The 18,291-nt window shown below is 57.8% G+C and carries 11 protein-coding genes and 8 pseudogenes; 8 read left to right on the top strand and 11 right to left on the bottom strand.

Features of this window, described 5'->3' with window-relative positions; genetic code table 11:
* Positions 1 to 377: 377 nt before the first annotated feature.
* Positions 378 to 580: pseudogene (locus NKI52_RS27655) on the bottom strand (transposase); the annotation flags it as partial.
* 585 nt (positions 581 to 1,165) lie between these two features.
* Here NKI52_RS27655 and NKI52_RS27660 point away from each other — a divergent pair.
* From NKI52_RS27660 to NKI52_RS27675, 4 genes and pseudogenes are all read left to right on the top strand, one after another.
* Positions 1,166 to 1,300, top strand: a complete 135-nt coding sequence (locus tag NKI52_RS27660) for a hypothetical protein (RefSeq protein ID WP_352700352.1) — start codon at positions 1,166 to 1,168, stop codon at positions 1,298 to 1,300.
* A 216-nt stretch (positions 1,301 to 1,516) separates the two neighbouring features.
* Positions 1,517 to 2,278: a CmcI family methyltransferase gene (locus tag NKI52_RS27665; RefSeq protein WP_352700353.1), complete on the top strand. Its 762-nt coding sequence runs from the start codon at positions 1,517 to 1,519 to the stop codon at positions 2,276 to 2,278.
* Between the two features lie 439 nt (positions 2,279 to 2,717).
* A pseudogene (locus NKI52_RS27670) lies at positions 2,718 to 3,874 on the top strand (IS701 family transposase).
* Between the two features lie 262 nt (positions 3,875 to 4,136).
* Complete coding sequence (locus NKI52_RS27675; protein WP_352700354.1) at positions 4,137 to 4,412, top strand: hypothetical protein; 276 nt, start codon at positions 4,137 to 4,139, stop codon at positions 4,410 to 4,412.
* Positions 4,413 to 5,955: 1,543 nt separating this feature from the next.
* Here the strand turns inward: NKI52_RS27675 and NKI52_RS27680 are convergent.
* Complete coding sequence (locus NKI52_RS27680; RefSeq protein ID WP_352700355.1) at positions 5,956 to 6,090, bottom strand: hypothetical protein; 135 nt, start codon at positions 6,088 to 6,090, stop codon at positions 5,956 to 5,958.
* Between the two features lie 14 nt (positions 6,091 to 6,104).
* Here NKI52_RS27680 and NKI52_RS27685 point away from each other — a divergent pair, with 14 nt between their 5' ends.
* The 3 genes and pseudogenes from NKI52_RS27685 to NKI52_RS27695 form a co-directional block, all read left to right on the top strand.
* Positions 6,105 to 7,487: an amidohydrolase family protein gene (locus tag NKI52_RS27685; RefSeq protein ID WP_352700356.1), complete on the top strand. Its 1,383-nt coding sequence runs from the start codon at positions 6,105 to 6,107 to the stop codon at positions 7,485 to 7,487.
* 877 nt (positions 7,488 to 8,364) lie between these two features.
* Positions 8,365 to 9,636, top strand: a pseudogene (gene aptA, locus NKI52_RS27690) (omega-aminotransferase AptA).
* A 121-nt stretch (positions 9,637 to 9,757) separates the two neighbouring features.
* Positions 9,758 to 10,012 (top strand): annotated as a pseudogene (locus tag NKI52_RS27695) (IS481 family transposase); the annotation flags it as partial.
* 241 nt (positions 10,013 to 10,253) lie between these two features.
* On the opposite strand, the gene NKI52_RS27700 reads toward NKI52_RS27695, so the two are convergent.
* The 8 genes and pseudogenes from NKI52_RS27700 to NKI52_RS32785 all read right to left on the bottom strand — a co-directional run bounded on the left by NKI52_RS27700 (position 10,254) and on the right by NKI52_RS32785 (position 15,960).
* Entirely contained in the window at positions 10,254 to 11,084 is an 831-nt protein-coding gene (locus NKI52_RS27700; protein ID WP_352700357.1) for an acyl-CoA thioesterase, read from the bottom strand.
* 310 nt (positions 11,085 to 11,394) lie between these two features.
* Positions 11,395 to 12,444 (bottom strand): 3-hydroxyacyl-CoA dehydrogenase NAD-binding domain-containing protein, encoded by a 1,050-nt coding sequence (locus tag NKI52_RS27705; RefSeq protein ID WP_352700393.1) that lies wholly within the window; start codon positions 12,442 to 12,444, stop codon positions 11,395 to 11,397.
* Between the two features lie 67 nt (positions 12,445 to 12,511).
* Positions 12,512 to 13,396, bottom strand: coding sequence for a beta-keto acid cleavage family enzyme (locus tag NKI52_RS27710; protein WP_352700358.1), 885 nt, complete (start codon positions 13,394 to 13,396; stop codon positions 12,512 to 12,514).
* Between the two features lie 77 nt (positions 13,397 to 13,473).
* A pseudogene (locus NKI52_RS27715) lies at positions 13,474 to 13,750 on the bottom strand (IS630 family transposase); the annotation flags it as partial.
* A 58-nt stretch (positions 13,751 to 13,808) separates the two neighbouring features.
* The gene (locus tag NKI52_RS32780) at positions 13,809 to 14,264 is read right to left on the bottom strand and encodes a hypothetical protein (protein ID WP_502897809.1); all 456 of its coding nucleotides are present in this window, start codon (positions 14,262 to 14,264) and stop codon (positions 13,809 to 13,811) included.
* A 763-nt stretch (positions 14,265 to 15,027) separates the two neighbouring features.
* Positions 15,028 to 15,150: pseudogene (locus tag NKI52_RS27725) on the bottom strand (IS110 family transposase); the annotation flags it as partial.
* Positions 15,133 to 15,297: pseudogene (locus tag NKI52_RS27730) on the bottom strand (helix-turn-helix domain-containing protein); the annotation flags it as partial. The pseudogenes NKI52_RS27730 and NKI52_RS27725, both read right to left, overlap by 18 nt.
* Positions 15,298 to 15,549: 252 nt before the next feature.
* On the bottom strand, positions 15,550 to 15,960 hold the full coding sequence (locus NKI52_RS32785; RefSeq protein WP_502897810.1) for an IS110 family transposase: 411 nt from the start codon (positions 15,958 to 15,960) through the stop codon (positions 15,550 to 15,552).
* A gap of 463 nt (positions 15,961 to 16,423) precedes the next feature.
* Between NKI52_RS32785 and NKI52_RS27740 the strand changes: the two are divergent.
* Positions 16,424 to 16,686: pseudogene (locus NKI52_RS27740) on the top strand (transposase); the annotation flags it as partial.
* A gap of 584 nt (positions 16,687 to 17,270) precedes the next feature.
* On the opposite strand, the gene NKI52_RS27745 reads toward NKI52_RS27740, so the two are convergent.
* Entirely contained in the window at positions 17,271 to 18,026 is a 756-nt protein-coding gene (locus NKI52_RS27745; protein WP_352700359.1) for a 4'-phosphopantetheinyl transferase family protein, read from the bottom strand.
* Positions 18,027 to 18,291 lie beyond the last annotated feature (265 nt).

An 18,291-nucleotide genomic window follows, 5' to 3' on the forward strand; every position in this document is an offset into this window, starting at 1 on the left:
CCGCTAAACACGGGGGCTGCGCGGCGGACACGCCGACGTCACCGCAATGCCACGCCATTTTGCAGAACTTGACGCACACAACTCGGCTACGGCTCCTCGCCTTCCCGATGCGGACCGGTGTGGCTGGACCACCCTGCCGGGCAAGAGACCTCCCAGGTTCCGACGCGTTCCTTTCATACGTGAGTGGCCCTAGACCCCGGCAGGGCGACGGTGCCTCGCTTATCGGCTCCGCACATGTTGCCTTCGACGGATGAGAACGTCTCGGCCCCTGCAATCTTATCACTATCGTGGCTCACTCCCACACCCCACATCATTGCTGTGTACGCTTCGCCGTGGTCGATGCCTTCCACGCCGCAACACTCGCTACCGGGCGGGCGCTACCCCTTACCCGGGCCGGACTTGCAGGCGAACCTTTCGTCGAAGACCACGGCGAATTGTGTCCTGGCCTCGAACCACTCGCGCGGGGCGCGTTTCCATTCCTCGGCGGCGTGGTTGAGAACGAGACATAGCAGCTTCACCGCGGCGTCGTGGGAAAGTGACCGCGCGTTCGCACGGCCCGCCGCAGCTTTGAGTTCAGCGATGACGGTCGGCCTGGCACGCGTCAGGGCGGCTCCGCCACATAATCTCGCCCGACGCATAAGAACGGATCGGCGCCCATCGTCTGTCACCGAAAGACCCTGCTCATGGGTCAGGCGCAAGATCGCTTGGATATCCCTCACGCTCGTTCGTCTCGCTTCAACTCCCTGGCGATTAGCCCAAAGTCCGGTCGCTCAGGTCTTGCGGCGGACGACCGGCACGGCCAAACAGCAGCCGCTCAAGCGTCGCGTCGTCGTGGCCGGGCGGCAGCGGCCAGCATGACAGCCCGGACTCCCGCGCCCGTACCGTGCAGTGAGATCATCCCCGTGCAACACAGGATCGGCAGAGGCTAAATCTCGGGAACAATCAGTGAGGCAATCGAGAACATCCGAGTGAGGCAACGGCATTGTTCTTTGGGAACACTCTTGGGCGACGACCGGTGCGGCGCCATTGCCGACGTTGAGGTGGCGACAGGTGAACAGAACGAGGGCATGGCTGTAGAGGAGCGTCTGGCGGGTCGAGGGCGTGCATGTCCAGTCCTCGGCGCACCGCGCGGGCGGGGCCGTGCCATGTCTTGGCTTCGCCAAATATGCGCATTCAGGCCTGCCTGACCGCTGCGGCCATTAATCTGAAGCGGCTGGCCGTCGAACTCTACGGCTTCCTGCTTCTGCTCATCAGCAATTCGACGGTCAGCATGAAGTTTCAGAGGCTCGCCGCGGTATGACGCGTCGTTGTACAAGTTGATCGCCATCGGCTTGGAGTACGAAATTGCCGGGCAAAAAAGCACTTCTTCAACAGGCCCACGCCCCTTACGCGCTTTAGCCCTACTTAATTTGGTGGCTCCCCAAGGGAGCAAAGGCGTGCTTTGGTTGGTTTGCAGGGGGGCCATCCGAGCTGCCCCCTGATGAGACAATAACAGACGCTGTATGGAGACGGACCTATGAAACTCGCTTCAGGATACAAGGATTTTTGGGAAGCGGCCCACAAGAACTATCCGGATCAAACGAAGCCGGGTGGAAATCTTCATTGGATAATCGCAATAAGCAGCGTTGTGAATGCTGAGTGTTCAGACCGCTTTGAAAAGCCATCAGAACGTGGATGGAAATCATCTTTTCACGCAAAGCTTTTTCCCGACAGATCCACAAAAGTTGGGGCTTTGGCGCAAACATATAAAGGGTTACTTAATGTTAAGACCCCTTTTGATCTACATCTGTATACGCGTCTTATTTGGGAACTTCAGCCAAAAACGATTCTGGAGCTTGGTTCTCTTCAGGGTGGAAGCGGGCTGTGGTTTGCAGATCAAATGTCTGTGCTATGCGATAATAAAGGTGAAGTTCATTCTTTCGATATTAATGATGAATGCATCCACCCGGATGCCAATCATCCAATGCTTAAATTCCATCATGTCGATCTTTCAAACGTTTCAAATTTCGACGAAGACCTCCTAACGAAGTTGCCTCATCCTTGGATTGTTGTCGACGATGCCAACATAGAAATATTTCCGACATTTTCTTACTTGGGGCAGTTCCTAGTACCTGGCGATTACTATGTCATCGAGGATGCCCCAATGCATGCAGATAGAGAGATTATCGATGGCTTGGAGTTGGTCGAGAAGTCAGGATTTCTAATTGATACCTACTACACGGACGCGTTTGGGACCAATTTAACTTGTGCTCCAAATGCATGGCTTCGAAAGTCGTGAGGCTGGACCGATAGGTTGCCGGCTTTCGAGATCATGCTCTTCATTTTGCGTCGTAAAGTGTTGGCTTTGGTTCGGGCGCACGTTCATTGAACTCGGAATCCGTCAGAAGATTAATCGAGATAGCGGCACGCCTCCTGGGGCCGCCCCTCCGACACCAGCGGGCATGCGGGTCCGTACCCCGCGATTAGCAGTGCAATGGAAAGCGCCGCGCCGCACGACAGCACGGTTGGCACCCGATCGCATCCAGCACTCGATTTGCGTAGTGATGACCGGCTGCCCAAACGTTTAGCCAAAAGGGGAAGCGCAAATCAGCCAAACAAGCCTTTTGGCACCGCCCGCTCACGCGGCGCTGTCAGCCAATTGCCCTTTCGGATCCTCCCCGGCTCTGGCAGCTTTTTAGCGGCGGGCGAGTTTTTGGAATTCCCAAGAGAGAGTTTGCGTGATTCATAGGAGGTCGGCTTGTGGAGGGCCGATCAAACCGGGCGACCGTAAGAGCGTACAACCGATGGCGCGCGAGAGGGCGATGTCGGCTACATCAGCTTCATCATTTTGTCGCGGCAGGGGTTTGGGACAGCGCTCCGCTCGAGGCCGCCCTGCTGAAGGGGGCAGATCGCCTGGTCGGCGATGAGGCGGGTTTTCTCGTCATTGACGACACAGCGTTACCGAACAAGGGACAACATTCGGTTGGTGTCGCGCCTCAATACGCTTCGTCGCTTGGCAGTCCAAGTGCCAGTCACTGGTGTCGGTGACCCTGGCCTCGCGCGAAGCGCCGGTGCTGGTGGGCCTTCGGCTCTTCCTGCCCGACACCTGACGAATGATCCCGAGCGGATGATGCGGGCGCGAGTCCCGAAGGATCGACAGGTCGCTCTGACAAAGCCGGAGATCGCCATCGAAGTGATCGATCGTGTCATCGCCTCCGGCGCGCGTTTCGGCTGCGTGCTTGCCGACGCGGGCTACGGGTCGAGCAGCTCTTTTCTTCAGGCTTTTAGTGAGCGCAGTCTGCTGTGGGCTGTAGGAGTATCGCGACGCCAAAACGTCTATCCGGCCGATGTTGATCTGATCTTCCCGGTCGCGACCACCGGGAGGCGCCGCCGACATTCACATCCCGGACCAGCCGCCGGTCTCTGCCGAGGTGATGCTGTCTGGTGAGAGAGGGCACAAGATAAGCTGGCGGCGCGGCACTAAAGGTCGGCTGACATGCATGTTTGCGGCTCGACGCCTCCGCGTTGCGGATGGTCATAAGCACCGGATGCTCGACAATCGCATGCAATGCATGCCAGGCGAGGAGGTCTGGCTCGTCGGCGAACGCCGGTCGATTGGCGAGCAAAAATACTATGTATCGAACTTGCCGGACGATGCGAGCCTCAAGATGCGCGCCGCCACGATCAAGGCGAGGTGGGTCTGTGAGCAGGCACATCAGCAATTGAAAGAGGAACTCGGCCTGACCACTTCGAAGGCCGATCATGGACTGGATTACATCGACACGCCTTGATGACCATGATCGCGTACGCCTTTCTCCAAGTCCGCCGCCTCAAAGCAGCGGGACGGAAAAAAAGAGTCGGTGGACCACCGCCAGAACCGAGCATGCCAGCTTAGACAAGCCATTCTTGACCTCTTCACGCGGCCGCCACCCCGCGATGTCCTCACTGTTAGAAGCTGCTCGCAGACGCCACCAAACCTAATCTGCCAAAGTAGTGTTAGCTCGGCGAGTCTAAGGGGAATGCGGTTCAGCGGGCCAGCCCCGAGAGTTATTTGAAGGGGCCAAGATTTATGATCAGCTCCAATTGCCTTTATCTGTCCCGCCGGATCGCTGGTCGGAGGCCAAGTTTGGCGCCCGCAGTCACCCTCCGAGTTTATTATGCTGCCGCCCTTCGGCCTGAGCCCATGGGCAAAGCTTCGTGTTGGCCAGCCGGTCGAAACAAACGTTGAAGACTTGTTGATTCGTGTCCTTGCACGGCACCGGCTCGGTCATGTCGTGATCCAGATGAGCCCGGACCACGCCCCGCCGGTCAATGCCAGCCCGGCCGATTTTTGCGATCAATCTACGCACACGGCGGCCCACTTCATCGCGAGTGAATCAAAGAAGCTCCTGTGTCACTGCCGGATTGCACCCTTTGGCGTAGTTCCAAATTGACGCGTAGCCTACCTCGTAGGGACCCTTTTGAGAGAGGTAGCGCCGCCCTCCAACAGCAACATCGCCCGCTTCATTCTGCGCTCGGCAATGTATTGGGCGTAGCTCGATAGCTCTTGGGTGAACACGGAGAGCCGCGGCGACCTCCGCTAGGGAGGGCGGGTTGTTCAGGTTTGCGTCGACCATGTTCCTGACGTATTCGACGCGGTTCAAAGCGAGATCAGAACGGGACAGGAAGCCGCCATCGGATAGGAGCGTACTTAGGCAGAGGCAGAGGAGCTCTTGAGATTTGACGTGTGGCTTTTGGAGAGCAATGGATGAATGTTAGGGGCCAGCAATTCCTCCGCCGCCGGCATAAGAGCATACCGGAGTGGTCGTGAATACCAGAACGCCTCGGCCTTACGTTGAGGTCTGAAATATTGGGAAAGCACGTCGGATAAAAGCCGAACAGCCAACTCAGCCTATCTGGCCAGACGCCGACGGAAAGCGACAGCTCATTGGCGCCGCGGTCCCAGGTACTCCGAGTACTCCGTCCCGCCGTCTGATAAAAAATGGCGAGCGTCGGTGCGGTCAATTCATAGTGATATGCGCTACGAAGCTCTATCGCACGCGATCCGGTCAGGTGAAGGAGAAACACTATGCGCCCAGCGCCTAGTTCGTCGTCGTGAAATTCGTCCTTGGCCTGCAGCTTGGCGTATTGTCAGACAAGGCTTCTCATAGTCATAATAGCCGACCACATGGCCCAGAGCGTGCTCCATAGGAGGCATCAGTCGGTAGGCGCCGGTCGCTTCGCTTCCGTCGGCACCCTCGATGCGGAAATTGTTTCCCTCGTTCAGGCGGCGAACAAACTCATCCGTGTTGATCAAGTGCTGCCCTCGTCGGCGGACACGCAGCGCGTAGGCGCTCCATCCCATTATTGGTGATAATGTCAAGGAGGACCCACATGCATTGTACCGGGCCGTACATACGGCGGGCCTTGTCGAACGTAGGGATAGCGTCTTACGACAACGTTCGTGCCGTCTGCGGTTGGATCAAGCGTCGGACGACTCGGAGCCATTCTGCTTGCAGAGTCCGACGCGGCATAGAGTATCGGATTGGCCGAATTGGCAACGTTTGCCGTTGGCAAGCGTGCTTCAGTATGCGGTCGACAGGAAACATCAACTGCACGGACCCGGAGCGCCGGACGGCGCTGCTTGTCGGGTCCGGTTGATGTGGTGATGTGAACGTGTGGTCTGTTCTGGCAGAGGGCGCTTGACCAGCCCACCAGGCAAAGGATTTGCGTCACGTGCGGGGCGCAACGCGCTGACGTTTGAATGAGGCGCCGACAATGGTTCAAAGCAAGCCCGGCCCGTGCGGGACGACGTAAAGGCCTCGGAGCCCAATCGCATGCTCGCAAAACTACGCCGCATAATAGTTCCTGCCTTCCCAGACTCTTCATTTCCTTGGATTGTAGCCGTCAGAACAAAAACGAGGGGAGCGTCCCGATGCCTATCAGAAGTCAATTCATTGGAAGCGCCGCAGAGCAAAAGACTTCCGCCGTCACGATTCACTCGTCGCTGATCCATGCAGTCCAGCGCACAATGAGTCCCGCCCAGCCCGCATTGCTGAACTGGGCATCGCGGCCGCCGCCGATAGAGAACTCGGTAATCGGATGTTCGGTGCCGACGTCTGAAATTGCCACCTAGGATTTATATCATGCACAAGAAGACCGTCGACACCTTGGTCCTGAACGGGGACATCTTTACTGGAGACAGGGATCAGCCGCACTATCGACCCGGTGCGATTGCCATTAAGGATGGCGTCATTGTGGGCGTTGGTACCGAGTCCGAGATATTATCCGCTTACGAAACTACCCAAAAGATCGATGCTCGGGGCGCTTTGGTGCATCCCGGCTTCATCGAGACGCACCTGCATATGACCGCCATGGCCTATCACGGCGCTCCTTTTTCACCTCAGAATGCAGCCGCAACAAAGGTGAACTATTCTACGCTGAAGAGTGCAACCAACCCGACAATTACCGCCGCGTATACTGCCGCAGCTGCGTGTTCGATGTTGCAACGCGGATTCACGCTGTTCTTCGAAGCCGGCACGGTTTTCGAGACCGACGCCTTCGCCGAATCGATGACCAAGTGCGGCGTCCGCGCTATGGTCTCAGCCCCATTCGCTTGGGACGACTTGTCGACTTATGAAGATCTCTGGCCTCATATGATGCCCGATGAACTAAAAAAGCGTGCTCCCGCCGATGCCCACCGCGTTATTGATCAGTGGAAACACGAGATTGCCCGAAATAAGGACGAAAACGCTCTCGTACGCGGATATTTCGGACTTTACGGAGGAGCGACCGCCACGGACGAGCTCACGCGAGAAGCCGTGAAGCTGGCGACCGAGTCAAACGTCATTTTTTGGCAGCACCAGTCATTCAATGCCGAGTTCGATGCCGAAGAAAAGAAAAAGTGGGGCGATACCGGCGCAGTGCGTATGGACAGGCTAGGTGCTCTGAACCCGAACACCACGCTGGCCCATATGAATGTTCTCCAGGAAAAGGACATTGAGCTCATTCTACAAAAAAGGCCCGGTCTGTCATGGTGTCCCAACAATGCCTTAGGTTATCGAATAACGCCGCCGCATAAATGCTGGTTTCCCTATCTCTACAAAAACGGGGTAAGCGTATCGCTCGGCGTTGATACAACGGTCATCCACCCGATCGGAATCGCTGGGCTTCTCAGTCTTTATCTTTCCGCGTCGTTCGGGGAACGCCTAAACGACGCTGATCCATTCTACATGCAGACGATCGACGCGGCGAACAATGTGGGCCTCGGCGACAGGCTTGGCAGTCTCACCGTCGGCAAGCGCGCGGACGTGGTGATCAGGGAGGCCCGCGACATCACTCACTTGTCCTGGCGTGACGATACGGGAATCTTGTTGTCGCTGTCCTCATCGATGATCCCTGTCGATACTGTCATAATCGACGGCAGGATTGTGATGGAGCAGGGCCGCCTCACCACAATGGATCAGGATGCGATCCTGACCGAGGCGGTGCACCAGCGCGATCTCCTGGCAGAAAGTCTGTCTGCCTGAGCTCATGCGATTTTGAGTAAGAGGCTAATCACTAGGCTAAATCACTGGAGCGATTCTTGCCCACAGTGCACAAATTCACCATTACGTGCGCGTAACCGGGGCAGCGCACGCGTCACCAATGTCGCGATATTCACCGGTCACTCTGGAGCAGATCAACCCGGGATGTCGCCGACCGGCTGTTCGGCGGCAATTGCCGCCATTCGGTCCTTGCGCCTGGAAAGCATCAGTCCTAGCTGCGCACTATGGACGCAACCGTGGGCTCGAATGTGTGGGTGGGAATGGAAGACAACCTCCGACCTGAGAAAGGCAAGGTCGCTAAGGCGGAGAAGGTAGCGCGAGTGCGGGGATATCTTGACCCTTTTGTGCTTCGACATCAACGGCAACAAAGTCCGGCTGATGCTCGCGCTCAGAGGGCAGGGTCGTCGCAATGGTTGAGATGCAAGGATGGTAGAGCGCGTGACAGTCACAAATGCGGTTGAGGTCTCTAAGGCGCCGAATCCGGCTAAGACTCCCATAGACCATATCCAAATTCTATCGGCCGCCGGCAATCCCTTCCTCCTATTTACCGATCGGGCAACGGCGACCCCGCCAGGCGATCAATCTTTCCCTTCAAATCAGAGTAACGAGGAGTACTCGTAAGTTTCGGTGGACGCGTTCGGATCGTCTGCCGATCGCTAGCTTCTTGGCCTTGCTACGACACTACCGACGAAGTGAAGGACACGTCGAGAGGCCGGCGCCCTGAAGGAGTGCGTTGCTGACCTGACACTCGAGAGCGGTTGTTTAAAAGAAGCATGATCGTGGGAACCTCGCGAAGACCCAGCCTTGGGAAGACCAAGCGTTAGCGCACCGAAACAGGTTACAAGGGCAAGTCTTGGTCATGTGCAACCGGCTGAAAGTCACGCCGAACGATCTCAGCGCATTCTGGATGCCATTCACGGCAAACCGGCAGTTCAAGCAGGCGCCGCGCATGTTCTTGTCCGCCAAGGACATGCACTACACCACCAGCGATGGCCGCAAGGTGCTGGACGGCACCGCCGGCCTCTGGTGCGTCAATGCCGGCCACTGCCGGCCCAAGATCACCGAGGCGATCCAGCACCAGGCCGCCGAGCTCGACTATGCGCCCGCCTTCCAGATGGGCCATCCGATCGTTTTCGAACTGGCCAACGTTTGGTCGACTTAGCGCCGAAGGGCATGGACCACGTGTTCTTCACCAATTCCGGTTCGGAATCGGTCGGGACGGCGCTGAAGATGGCGATCGCATATCATCGCGTGAGGGGCGAGGGCTCGCGCACCCGCCTGATCGGCCGGTGAGCGCGGCTATCACAGCGTCAATTTCGGCGGCATCTCGGTCGGCGGCATCGTCACCAACCGCAAGATGTTCGGCACGCTGCTCGGCGGCGTCGACCACATGCCGCACACGCACCTGCCGGAGAAGAACGCCTTCTCGAAGGGCGTGCCGGAATATGGCGCGGAGCTCGCCAACGAGCTGGAGCGGATCGTTGCCCTGCATGACGCCTCGACCATTGCCGCCGTCATCGTCGAGCCGGTTGCCGGTTCCACCGGCGTCATCCTGCCGCCGAAGGGCTATTTGCAGAAGCTTCGCGAGATCTGCACCAAGCACGGCATCTTGCTGATCTTCGACGAAGTCATCACCGGTTTCGGCCGTCTCGGTACGCCGTTTGCCGCCGACTATTTCGGCGTCACGCCGGATATCATGACCACGGCGAAGGGCGTCTCCAACGGCGTCATCCCGATGGGCGCGGTGTTCGTGAAGAAGGAAATCCACGACGCCTTCATGACCGGCCCCGAGCACATGATCGAGTTCTTCCACGGCTACACCTATTCGGGCAATCCGATCGCCTGCGCGGCAGCGCTGGGCACGCTCGACACCTACAAGGAAGAAGGGCTGCTGACGCGCGGCGAGGAACTGGCGCCGTACTGGGAGGACGCGCTGCACTCGCTGAAAGGCGAGCCGAACGTCATCGATATCAGAAACATCGGCCTGATCGGCGCGATCGAGCTGGCGCCGATCGCCGGCCAGCTGACGAAGCGGGCCTTCTCGGCTTTCGTCAAGGCGTTCGAGCGTGGTGCATTGATCCGCACCACCGGCGACATCATCGCGCTGTCGCCGCCGCTGATCATCACCTAGGGCCAGATCAACGAATTGATCGATCATGTCAGGGCGTTCTGCCCCACGTCCCGGATGGGCTCACCATAAGGCCTTTCCAAAACAAGAACAGCAGGGACGAATAGGCACCAAAGACCACATACCGGATAACGGCCAGGTCGAGAGGATGAACCGGACCATCAAGGATGCGACCGTCAGGCGCTTCTACTACGAGACCTCGATCAGCTCCGCCAGCACCTTGCAGACTTCATCTCGTCCTACCGTCCTACAACTTCGGCCGCAGGCTCAAGACCATCAAAGGCGTCACGCCCTATGAGTTCATTTGCAAGGTTTGGGCCGCACAGCCCGACGCTTCAAACTTGATCCGCTCCAGCAAATGCCGGGACTAAACATCTAGCAGGAAAAGTCCTTTTTCGATATGCCGACCGCACGACGTGCTGAGCCGACTCGACGCCACCGCGGGTCATGGGCCGGAAGAGCTGCTCGAGACACCGATCCAGTATCTTTCGGTCAACGTCTATTACCGCGTTTAGCCGGCTCGCGATGGATGGCTGCTGGCCCTGATGGTGTGTCCAGATATACGCTACTGGGAGATACGGAACCTACAGTCTATTGGTCATGATTTCTCCAGGAGCCTGCTATGGCCGCAGTCGCATTAGTCCTTCCTGCATAGTCGAGGCGACCAAGCGGCCGTCTTGTGTAAAGAACTGGCCCCTCGTCAGTCCCCGGGCGCCGCTTGCGGACGGGCTATCCATGACATGAAGGAGCCACTCGTCAATTCGCAAAGGGCGGTGAAACCAGATGGCATGATCCAGACTGGATGTTTGCAAACCGGAGGTGTTCCAGGTCAGAGCGTGCGGCTGCATGGCAGCCGACTGCATGTGCATGTCCGAGATGTATGCCAGCAGATAACGGTGCACAGCCGGGCGCTCGGAGAGCTTGTCGAGAGCGCGATACCACACGCGGCTAAGCGCAGGCTTCGCTTGTGGGTGGAAGATATCTACGGGGTCTACGGGACGGATTTCGATCGCGCGTTCAAACGACAGATGCCAAAGACCGGCCTCTGGCAAACTGTCCTTATATTGTCCGGCGATCTCGGCCTGTGATAGGAGACCTCCCGGGCCAGGGATGCGGGGCTTGGGGCTCTGATGCTCGAAGCCGGTCTCTTCGCTTTGAAACGAGGCCGTCATCGTGAAGATGGTACGGCCGTCTTGGGTTGCGTCCACGCGCCGTGTGGCGAAGCGCTTGCCGTCTCGTATCCTGTCCACTTGGTAAATGATTGGCTCGCACGCGTTGCCGGGCCGGAGGAAATGCCCATGCACTGAATGCGCAGCTTGATCCACTTGAACCGTCTGCTCGGCTGCCGCAAGCGCTTGAGCCACAAGCTGGCCACCAAACACATATCCGAAGCCAAGGTCCAGACTAATGCCGCGGAACTGGTCTGTCTTGACTAGTTCGGGCTCAAGCACTTCTAGCACCTCGCTCAATGATACAGCGTGACTTTGCACTTCCACCTGTCCTTTCCGATGCAGGCGTCAATCTTGTGCAGGGCAGATCTAGTTGATGTCATCGGTTCAGCACAGATTATCCAGTAAACATATCGAAATTATAAGTCCAAAGCCATTCGCTAAACCTCTGGCCATCGCCTTTATCCCACAGAAGCCATGGTGAAGCGTCGACTTGTATTTCAAAGTTCGTCCAAAATTAAATAGGAAACGCAGCGTTTGCGTTTGCAGGCGGCCCAGTATTATGAAGCGGGATGCCAATTGCAAGTGGCCATCAACGACCCGTGGGAATGCGCTCTCGGAGAGACTGCTCCCATCGCGCGAGTGTCTCACCCGCGCCACATTTTTGCGAGCGCAAGCCCTGCAGTACGCCTACAAGACCGTCATCAAGCATCTGTTGATAATCGGCGGCGGTCATATTATCCCCCAACCCCCACGTTTCTGCCTGCTCGGCGAGCCTGTCGATAAAGGTTTGGGTGTATTCGGGAACATCGGTAAGCTTCGAATATCCCTTGCTTTCGGGATTCCTCTTTTCCACAAACTCTCGCATGTCCTTCGTGCCGCTGCCGACGAAGTAGGTTAGGAAGGGCCCCATGACCGCTTGACGCAGCCCGAAGGAATAACGAAAAGCGTCATCGATATCCTGTACCGTGGCCAGATCGTCATGCACCAGCCACAGAGCCTCGAGCCATGCCGCCATCTGGAGCCGGTTCCCGATGAACCCGTAATTTTCCTTACGCACGACAAGCGGGTGCATTCCCACCGCCCGATAGATTTCCGCGGCCCGCGACACCATCTCTGGCGCCGTGTGCTGTCCGGCACAAAGCTCCACCAGGGGCGCCAAGTACACCGGTTGGAATGGGTGCGCTACAACCAGGCACTCGGGATTGCTCATCTCCGCCTGAAGCAACGATGGCATTAGCGCCGAGGTCGACGAGCAGATCAGAGTTTCGGGGGCCGCCTTGTTGGCGGCGGCAAGTAGCTGCTGCTTGAGCTCTAGACGCTCCGGTGCGGATTCTTGCACCATCTCTACACCCTGCACTGCTTCGGCCACAGTACTCACTACAGTAAGTGACCCTTCGGGGGGCAGCGGGACCTTTGTCAGCTGTCGGAAGGCACGGCGCGCTTTCTCTAGCCTTTCATTCACACGCGACACCGCATTGGGTGCGGGGTCATATAGCCTCACATTGACTCCGTTGAGCATGAGCCGTGCGGCCCACCCGCCGCCGATGACTCCACCTCCCAGCAGCCCAACGGCCCGGGGCGGTCTCTCCGATATGGATGTTGAACTTATAGACATGAATTTTGACCCTTTCTCAGACATGAACTCTGAATCGCAGCCGCAGACGCGGGCCGCATACTCCGCCGTTAGCTGCTGCAGCTGAGTGCGGCTATCTGCGCTTTTCAACGCCAAGAATTGCCCGTGCCTCGGAAGGTGTCGCGACACTGGCACCCATACGCTCGATGATTCCGACCGCGTTACAGACGAGCTCGGCGTTAGACGCCAGTACGCCACGCCGAAGATAAAGGTTATCTTCCAATCCTACTCGAACATGCCCGTGCATCGCCACTACCTGTGCGACCGTGGGCATTTCATCGGCACCGCAGCCAAATCCGCCCCAGATGGCCCCTGGAGGCAAAAGCTCCTGCATAGCCTGCAGAACTACAGGAATAGCCGGAGGGCTATATCCCGTGCTAAGGCAAAACTGGAAAAGAGGAGGACCATCAATGGAACCCTCCGATATGAGCTCCTTAGCAATTTCAATGTTTCCTAGATCGAAGCACTCCAACTCAGGCTTGACGCCAGCGTTTCGCATGAGATTCGCCATCTCCCGCAGGTCGGACATACGTGCAACAAAGATGCTCTCACCGACTGCCATCGTACAGCAATCCAATGTTGCAAGCTCTGGTTGAAGTTTAATCGCGTGGAGACAGCGCGTCGTACTATTCTTAAGTGTCGACGCCTGGCCGATTTTTATCGGATCAACGGAGTCGAGTATCAATTCGCCATCCATCGCGCAGGTTAGATTGATGATTACATCCGTTGCCGAGTCCCGTATTTTCATTACCACCTGTTCATAGAGTCCGAACTGGTTCGATCCGGCTCCGGTGTCTGGATCGCGAACGTGAAGGTGAACGACCGCAGCTCCTGCTTTCGCTGCCTCGATCGCTGCATCCGCAATTTGCGAAGGCGTCTTAGGGATGTTCGGGTGCTTCGCAAAGACAGCGGAACTGCCACCAGTTACCGCGCAAGTGATGATGGCCTTATGGGACATGAAGGACTCCTGCATTTTAGGGTGAGGCGGCCGCTCGACCGCTTGTATAACTTCTGGCTCGGGATCGCGCTGGCCACCAAGCCGCCACTGAAGCGGCTCACCGGGTGGATCTGGCTCTTTTCATCGACGGAAAGAACAATTGCATGGACCGGCGGCGAGACGTAGAGCCCGACGACGTCGTGCAGTTCTCGGCAAAGGCCTTGTCATTCGACACTTTGAATCTGCGCCAGCGGTGCGGTGCAAGACCATGCTCGTGCCTCTTGACGACCGAAGAGGCCGCGATCCCCACCGCCTTGCCATCGCGCGAACGGCCCAGTGTGTGGCCTCTTGCTTGCGCGTTTCAAGCGTCAGCGCGGTATGAGCGAACTGGTTGCGGCGGCCGCACTCACGTGTAACAGACTGCGTCTACTGATCATCGAAACCTCTCTATCGACGTGGATTTTTGGTGCCGTGATATCACCCGAAGAAAAGCCCGTTGGCAGACCCGAGTTGTTATGCTCGGACTTAGATGATCTCGCCAGAAATTGTAGAGGTGCTGTCCGCGGCGCGTGATCAGGGGAATGTTGTCGGGACGGTCGAAAATCGCTGTCAGGGCGTCGTGGTCGCGCTCGAACTGCGTTCCACCGTAGTCCTCCAAGGTCCTGGCCGACTGGCTGGCCGCCCAGTCAAGTGCCCGTTCGCCTCCTACGTCTTCAAGCCAAAGATAGTGATCATCGTCGGGAGCATTCAGCGTTAGGCGCAAATCGAGTGCGGTCATGTCCGGATAACCTGAAGAATGATGTCGACTGGAGAACAAGAGCAAGGTTCTCCGTCGGCTGAGGAGTTCGGCTTTTGCGGGGGCAACCGCATGTTCGACCGGCGTGATCATGGAATCCATTTCTCCTCTATCCGCGCCTCAGCGCGTTTGCGGATAGTGCAGCAAGTGTCGTGCCAAACGAGAGAATCATTTCACAATAATGGGATGGTCCCGATGGCGCTGTGTCTCATGTCCGACTTTGTCGAAACCCGACAACGAGTGCAACCGTAAGCGCATGGTCGGTGTCCAACGCGGGCTCGGTGGGCACCGCGCAAGACTCAAGCAGTGAAGCTCACCGCGAACTGGCCGAGCTTCGGATCGACATGGGCGATGGGAGGCGATCGCCTGCTTCTGATGCAAATCGACATACCGCTGGTCGAGCTTTTTCAAAAGTGTTCAGGGCATTGGTGTCGCCGGCCGTGGCAACAAGGTGCCCGTCGCGAGCAGCACTCTCGGATAGAGGGCGCCGGATCGTTCGCGGCGAATGACGGGCATTTCTGCAACTTTCACATTTCGCGACGGAGAACGCAATTCACTTCGATAATGCCGAGCGCATCGCGGCGCCCGTGATCCTGGCCTGTGCCTGTGGGCGCGCAAAAGGTTGCTTTACGGCCGCATCTGTCCGCCTAATGGCGCTTTTTCTCTTGCAGCGTGGCCGGAGGGTGATTATAGCGCAAAGCTCTTCCGGCGATCTTCACGCTCCATAATCCAGTTAGGGACGGTCCCAGCTAGCCGGTGGGTTGGCGGATGTGTTTCAAGCCGTTAAAATGACGTAGGATTGGGTTCCTAAGGCCGATCCGAATCATTTCCGGAGACCACACCCGCCAACCCACCGTCAATTTTTCAGGCTAGCCTCTAGGGCCGGTATCCGATAAGTCCCTCCCTTAGCCATCAATGCCCATACAATGCGCGCTCTCTTGTTGGCGAGGGCGACGATCACCAGTATGGGCGGCTTGCGCGGTCCGTAAGCCGGAGCCTCGAGCCCGCGCTCAATGTATTTGCGCACCGTCTTGCGGTCGATCCCGCTCTCCCTAGCGATCGCCGACACCGACAGGCCCTGCCGATGCAAATCCAGTATCATCATCATCTCCCCGATCTTGATCACCGAAATCCCTCTCCAGACCATCACGAGAAGCATCAACGATCACGCGCCGCCGGTCTCCCGGAGCGCGCTCCGGAAGACCGGCGACAGCGCTTACTTGGGGAAGATTCAAACGGCACTTCTGGGGAGTATTGAGCCGGCATCGCAGCAAGGGCGGTCGCGGTCATCGGCGCTTTCGAGGAATGGTCATCAACCGCTTGGCTTTCTGCACTCCTTGGCGCGCCGGCGATCTCTCGGTCGAGCACCGCCGCCTTCTTATCCAGCGACCGCAACTGCGCAACAAGGAGACACAGAATAGGGCGAGCAGCTTCGGGGATGGCGGTATCCTTGTCCTGAAGCGGCGACAAGCTTGGCGACATGGAAGAGACCCTGTGCGGCCACGAGGCCGAATTCGGCAAGATGGCCCCGTATCGCATTGATGGCCTGGGTCCGCTGGCGAATCACAAGATCACGAACGCGGAACACCATTGCCGCAGCCTGCTGCTCTTCGTTCTTTACCGCTACGAACTGCATAGTAGGCCTTTGGGCCCCCTCGCAAATTGGTTCGGCGTCAGCGGCATCATTCTTCTGCCGCTTCACTAATCGTGAGGTCGCAAGAATGTGAAGGAACGCGGGACAGACGCCTGAAAGCCGCGCAATTCTGGCGTTACCGGCTTTGCTCCGCATTATTTTCCGACGAACCTCTGCGGTCGTTTGACCAGCAGAGGAGCTATATGTCGAAACGCGATCGCGAACTGATCACCGAGCTCAAAGCCGTACTGATCAGCGTACAGCCCGCTAGTGATCAGGAATTACTGCGCCTACGCACAAGAGTTCCTCGACTGCATCGCACAGCGAACAATTCTGGTCGCTAATGTGACAAAAGCACAAGTCGAGCGATATCTATGCGATGGAATCGCCCTGTTTTACGATCTGCGATGAATACGAGACCTGGCTTCGCGAGGAGCGTGGCTTTGCCCGGCCCAGCATCGCGCGTTCCTGTGGGAGGCTCGACACTTCCTGGCCTGGCAACTCGAACGATGCGGTGCCAACGACCTGGTGAACCCGGGCGTCGAGACATCGACCGGTGACCTGAGACCCTGAACTTCCTCCAAATTTGGTTAGAGTCCGTCGATCACGGAGACGGACGATGCGACCCTCGCGGTTCACTGAGGAACAGATAATCGGGAAGCTGAAGGAGCAGGAGACCGGCGCGAACACGGCGACGTCTGCCGCTAGCTCGGCATCTCGGCGGCGACCTTCTACAAGTTCAAAGCCGAGTTCGGCGGCATGGATGCGTCCGACGCCCGTCGCCTGAAGGCTCTGGAGGACGAGAAAACGCGGCTGAAGCGGCTTCTGGCCGACGCCATGCTCGACAGTGCCGCGTTGAAGGATCTTGTGGGAAAAAATGTATGGTCCGCCCCGTCCGTGCAAGGGTTCGCGACATCGCCGATAACGATTCCAGTTGCGTAAATGTATCCGGCCTCTCTCGAGTGGACTGCTGTTGCAGCCAGGCCATGATGAGATCCGCGCACGCCATTCCCAATAAATGGTTCGGGCATGAAGCCCGCTTTTTTGCACAGGGCTTACGGGCATGCTGATCCACTGTTTCGTCATCGCTATTCCGAGCCTTGCAATCGAGCCAAAAGCGTCAGGCGAATGCAGGATCCCCTGCGCGCTCCCGGCTTGGTCAGGACAACCCAGACAATACGCGCCATCTTGGCGAGTGCGACAACGGCCTTGTTCGGGTGCATCCGGCGGGACGGTGACCGATACCAGGTGATCTGGGCGTTTCGAGCCGAGGCCGGCCGCGACAGCCTCGTCCGCCCGGGCGAGGAAATGTTCGAGCAAGTGGAGTGTGTGTCTGAGCAGCGCAATGCGCTGATGACGCGCATAGTTTGCAAAAGCTGACGCCTCACGAGCGCGCGACGAGGATCCGCCGGACAGAACCGGCTGTGAAAAGGCAGACCGCTATATTTTACATACGGCTCGGGTGATCAGGCTTGCCTCCGTAACCGATGCACGGCTAGCCAAGTCAATACCCAGTCGGCGGTGGTATTAAAGCGGATGTCATAGCATTCGCCCGCAGGTAATTCCCTGCAAAGGGTTTGGGTTAGGTGCAGCCGCAAGCATCCGTTCGCAGGGGGCGTCCGTAGTTCAGCACAGTCGAACCCAAAAAAGCGACGCACCACCGGGTAGAGTCCTTTGAAAAGTGTCTCCTTTGCCGAAAAGAGCAACGTTGCCAGCCGATCTGGAGGGAGCGCCGTCTGTCGTGCAATCAAGGCACGTTCACGCTGGTTAGCCGTCATGCTCAGGATCGATGCCAGCGCGTGGCCGCTGGCTATTGCCTCGATGTCGACACCGGCTTGCCAGCCTGGATCGCCTTTGGCGAAACAGGCGCAATGCCCCCGCGCATGGGTGATTGAACCAACTGAGCCTTTTGGCCAGACTGGGGCGCGGTCGGGACCGATGGGAATCTCAGTAGTAAGTTGCCCCAGCGCCTGCAATGCCGCGTCCGCCATCGCGCGACCGGCCAGAAATTCGGCACGGCGTAACGGTAGTGCCGTGCACAAGCTGGGAGGGAACGCCAAGGCGAGCTTATGAAACAGATCTTCCGTGTAGCACTCGAAATCGAACCGGCCATGCACAAGAACCGCATCGACGTATCCCGTGTCCTGCAAGGTCACGTCTTTAAGAAATCCAAGCGAACGGGCAGAAAGAGCAATAAGGTGCCTGATGGCTGAGGCGCGCATGCTGGAGGCCGCGCTCACCGCCACAGTGCCCAGCCTAGACCCCATCGCCGTAGACAAACGCAAGGTTCTCCTTCGGCTCGGGAAAGCTCAGTTTTCGCGGTGGCGACCGCATGTTCGGCGAGCGTGATCATGGATGATTTCTCCTCAGTCTGTGCCGTAGCGCGTTTGGGGATAGCCCGAGCATGGGTCGTGCCAACTAGGAAAATTCTTTCAGAACAGTGTGATCATTCCGATAGCACTGTATCATCCGACATCGTCGAAGATC

The sequence above is a fragment of the Mesorhizobium sp. M0590 genome, from assembly GCF_040320905.1.
GTDB lineage: Bacteria > Pseudomonadota > Alphaproteobacteria > Rhizobiales > Rhizobiaceae > Mesorhizobium.

Coding starts and splice junctions, on each gene's coding strand:
- NKI52_RS27665 (WP_352700353.1), top strand. CDS start 1,517: ATGAAACTCGCTTCAGGATACAAGGATTTTTGGGAAGCGGCCCACAAG.
- NKI52_RS27685 (WP_352700356.1), top strand. CDS start 6,105: ATGCACAAGAAGACCGTCGACACCTTGGTCCTGAACGGGGACATCTTT.
- NKI52_RS32780 (WP_502897809.1), bottom strand. CDS start 14,264: ATGATCACGCCGGTCGAACATGCGGTTGCCCCCGCAAAAGCCGAACTC.
- NKI52_RS27660 (WP_352700352.1), top strand. CDS start 1,166: ATGCGCATTCAGGCCTGCCTGACCGCTGCGGCCATTAATCTGAAGCGG.
- NKI52_RS27745 (WP_352700359.1), bottom strand. CDS start 18,026: ATGCGCGCCTCAGCCATCAGGCACCTTATTGCTCTTTCTGCCCGTTCG.
- NKI52_RS32785 (WP_502897810.1), bottom strand. CDS start 15,960: ATGCGGAGCAAAGCCGGTAACGCCAGAATTGCGCGGCTTTCAGGCGTC.
- NKI52_RS27705 (WP_352700393.1), bottom strand. CDS start 12,444: ATGTCTGAGAAAGGGTCAAAATTCATGTCTATAAGTTCAACATCCATA.
- NKI52_RS27675 (WP_352700354.1), top strand. CDS start 4,137: ATGCTGCCGCCCTTCGGCCTGAGCCCATGGGCAAAGCTTCGTGTTGGC.
- NKI52_RS27710 (WP_352700358.1), bottom strand. CDS start 13,396: ATGTCCCATAAGGCCATCATCACTTGCGCGGTAACTGGTGGCAGTTCC.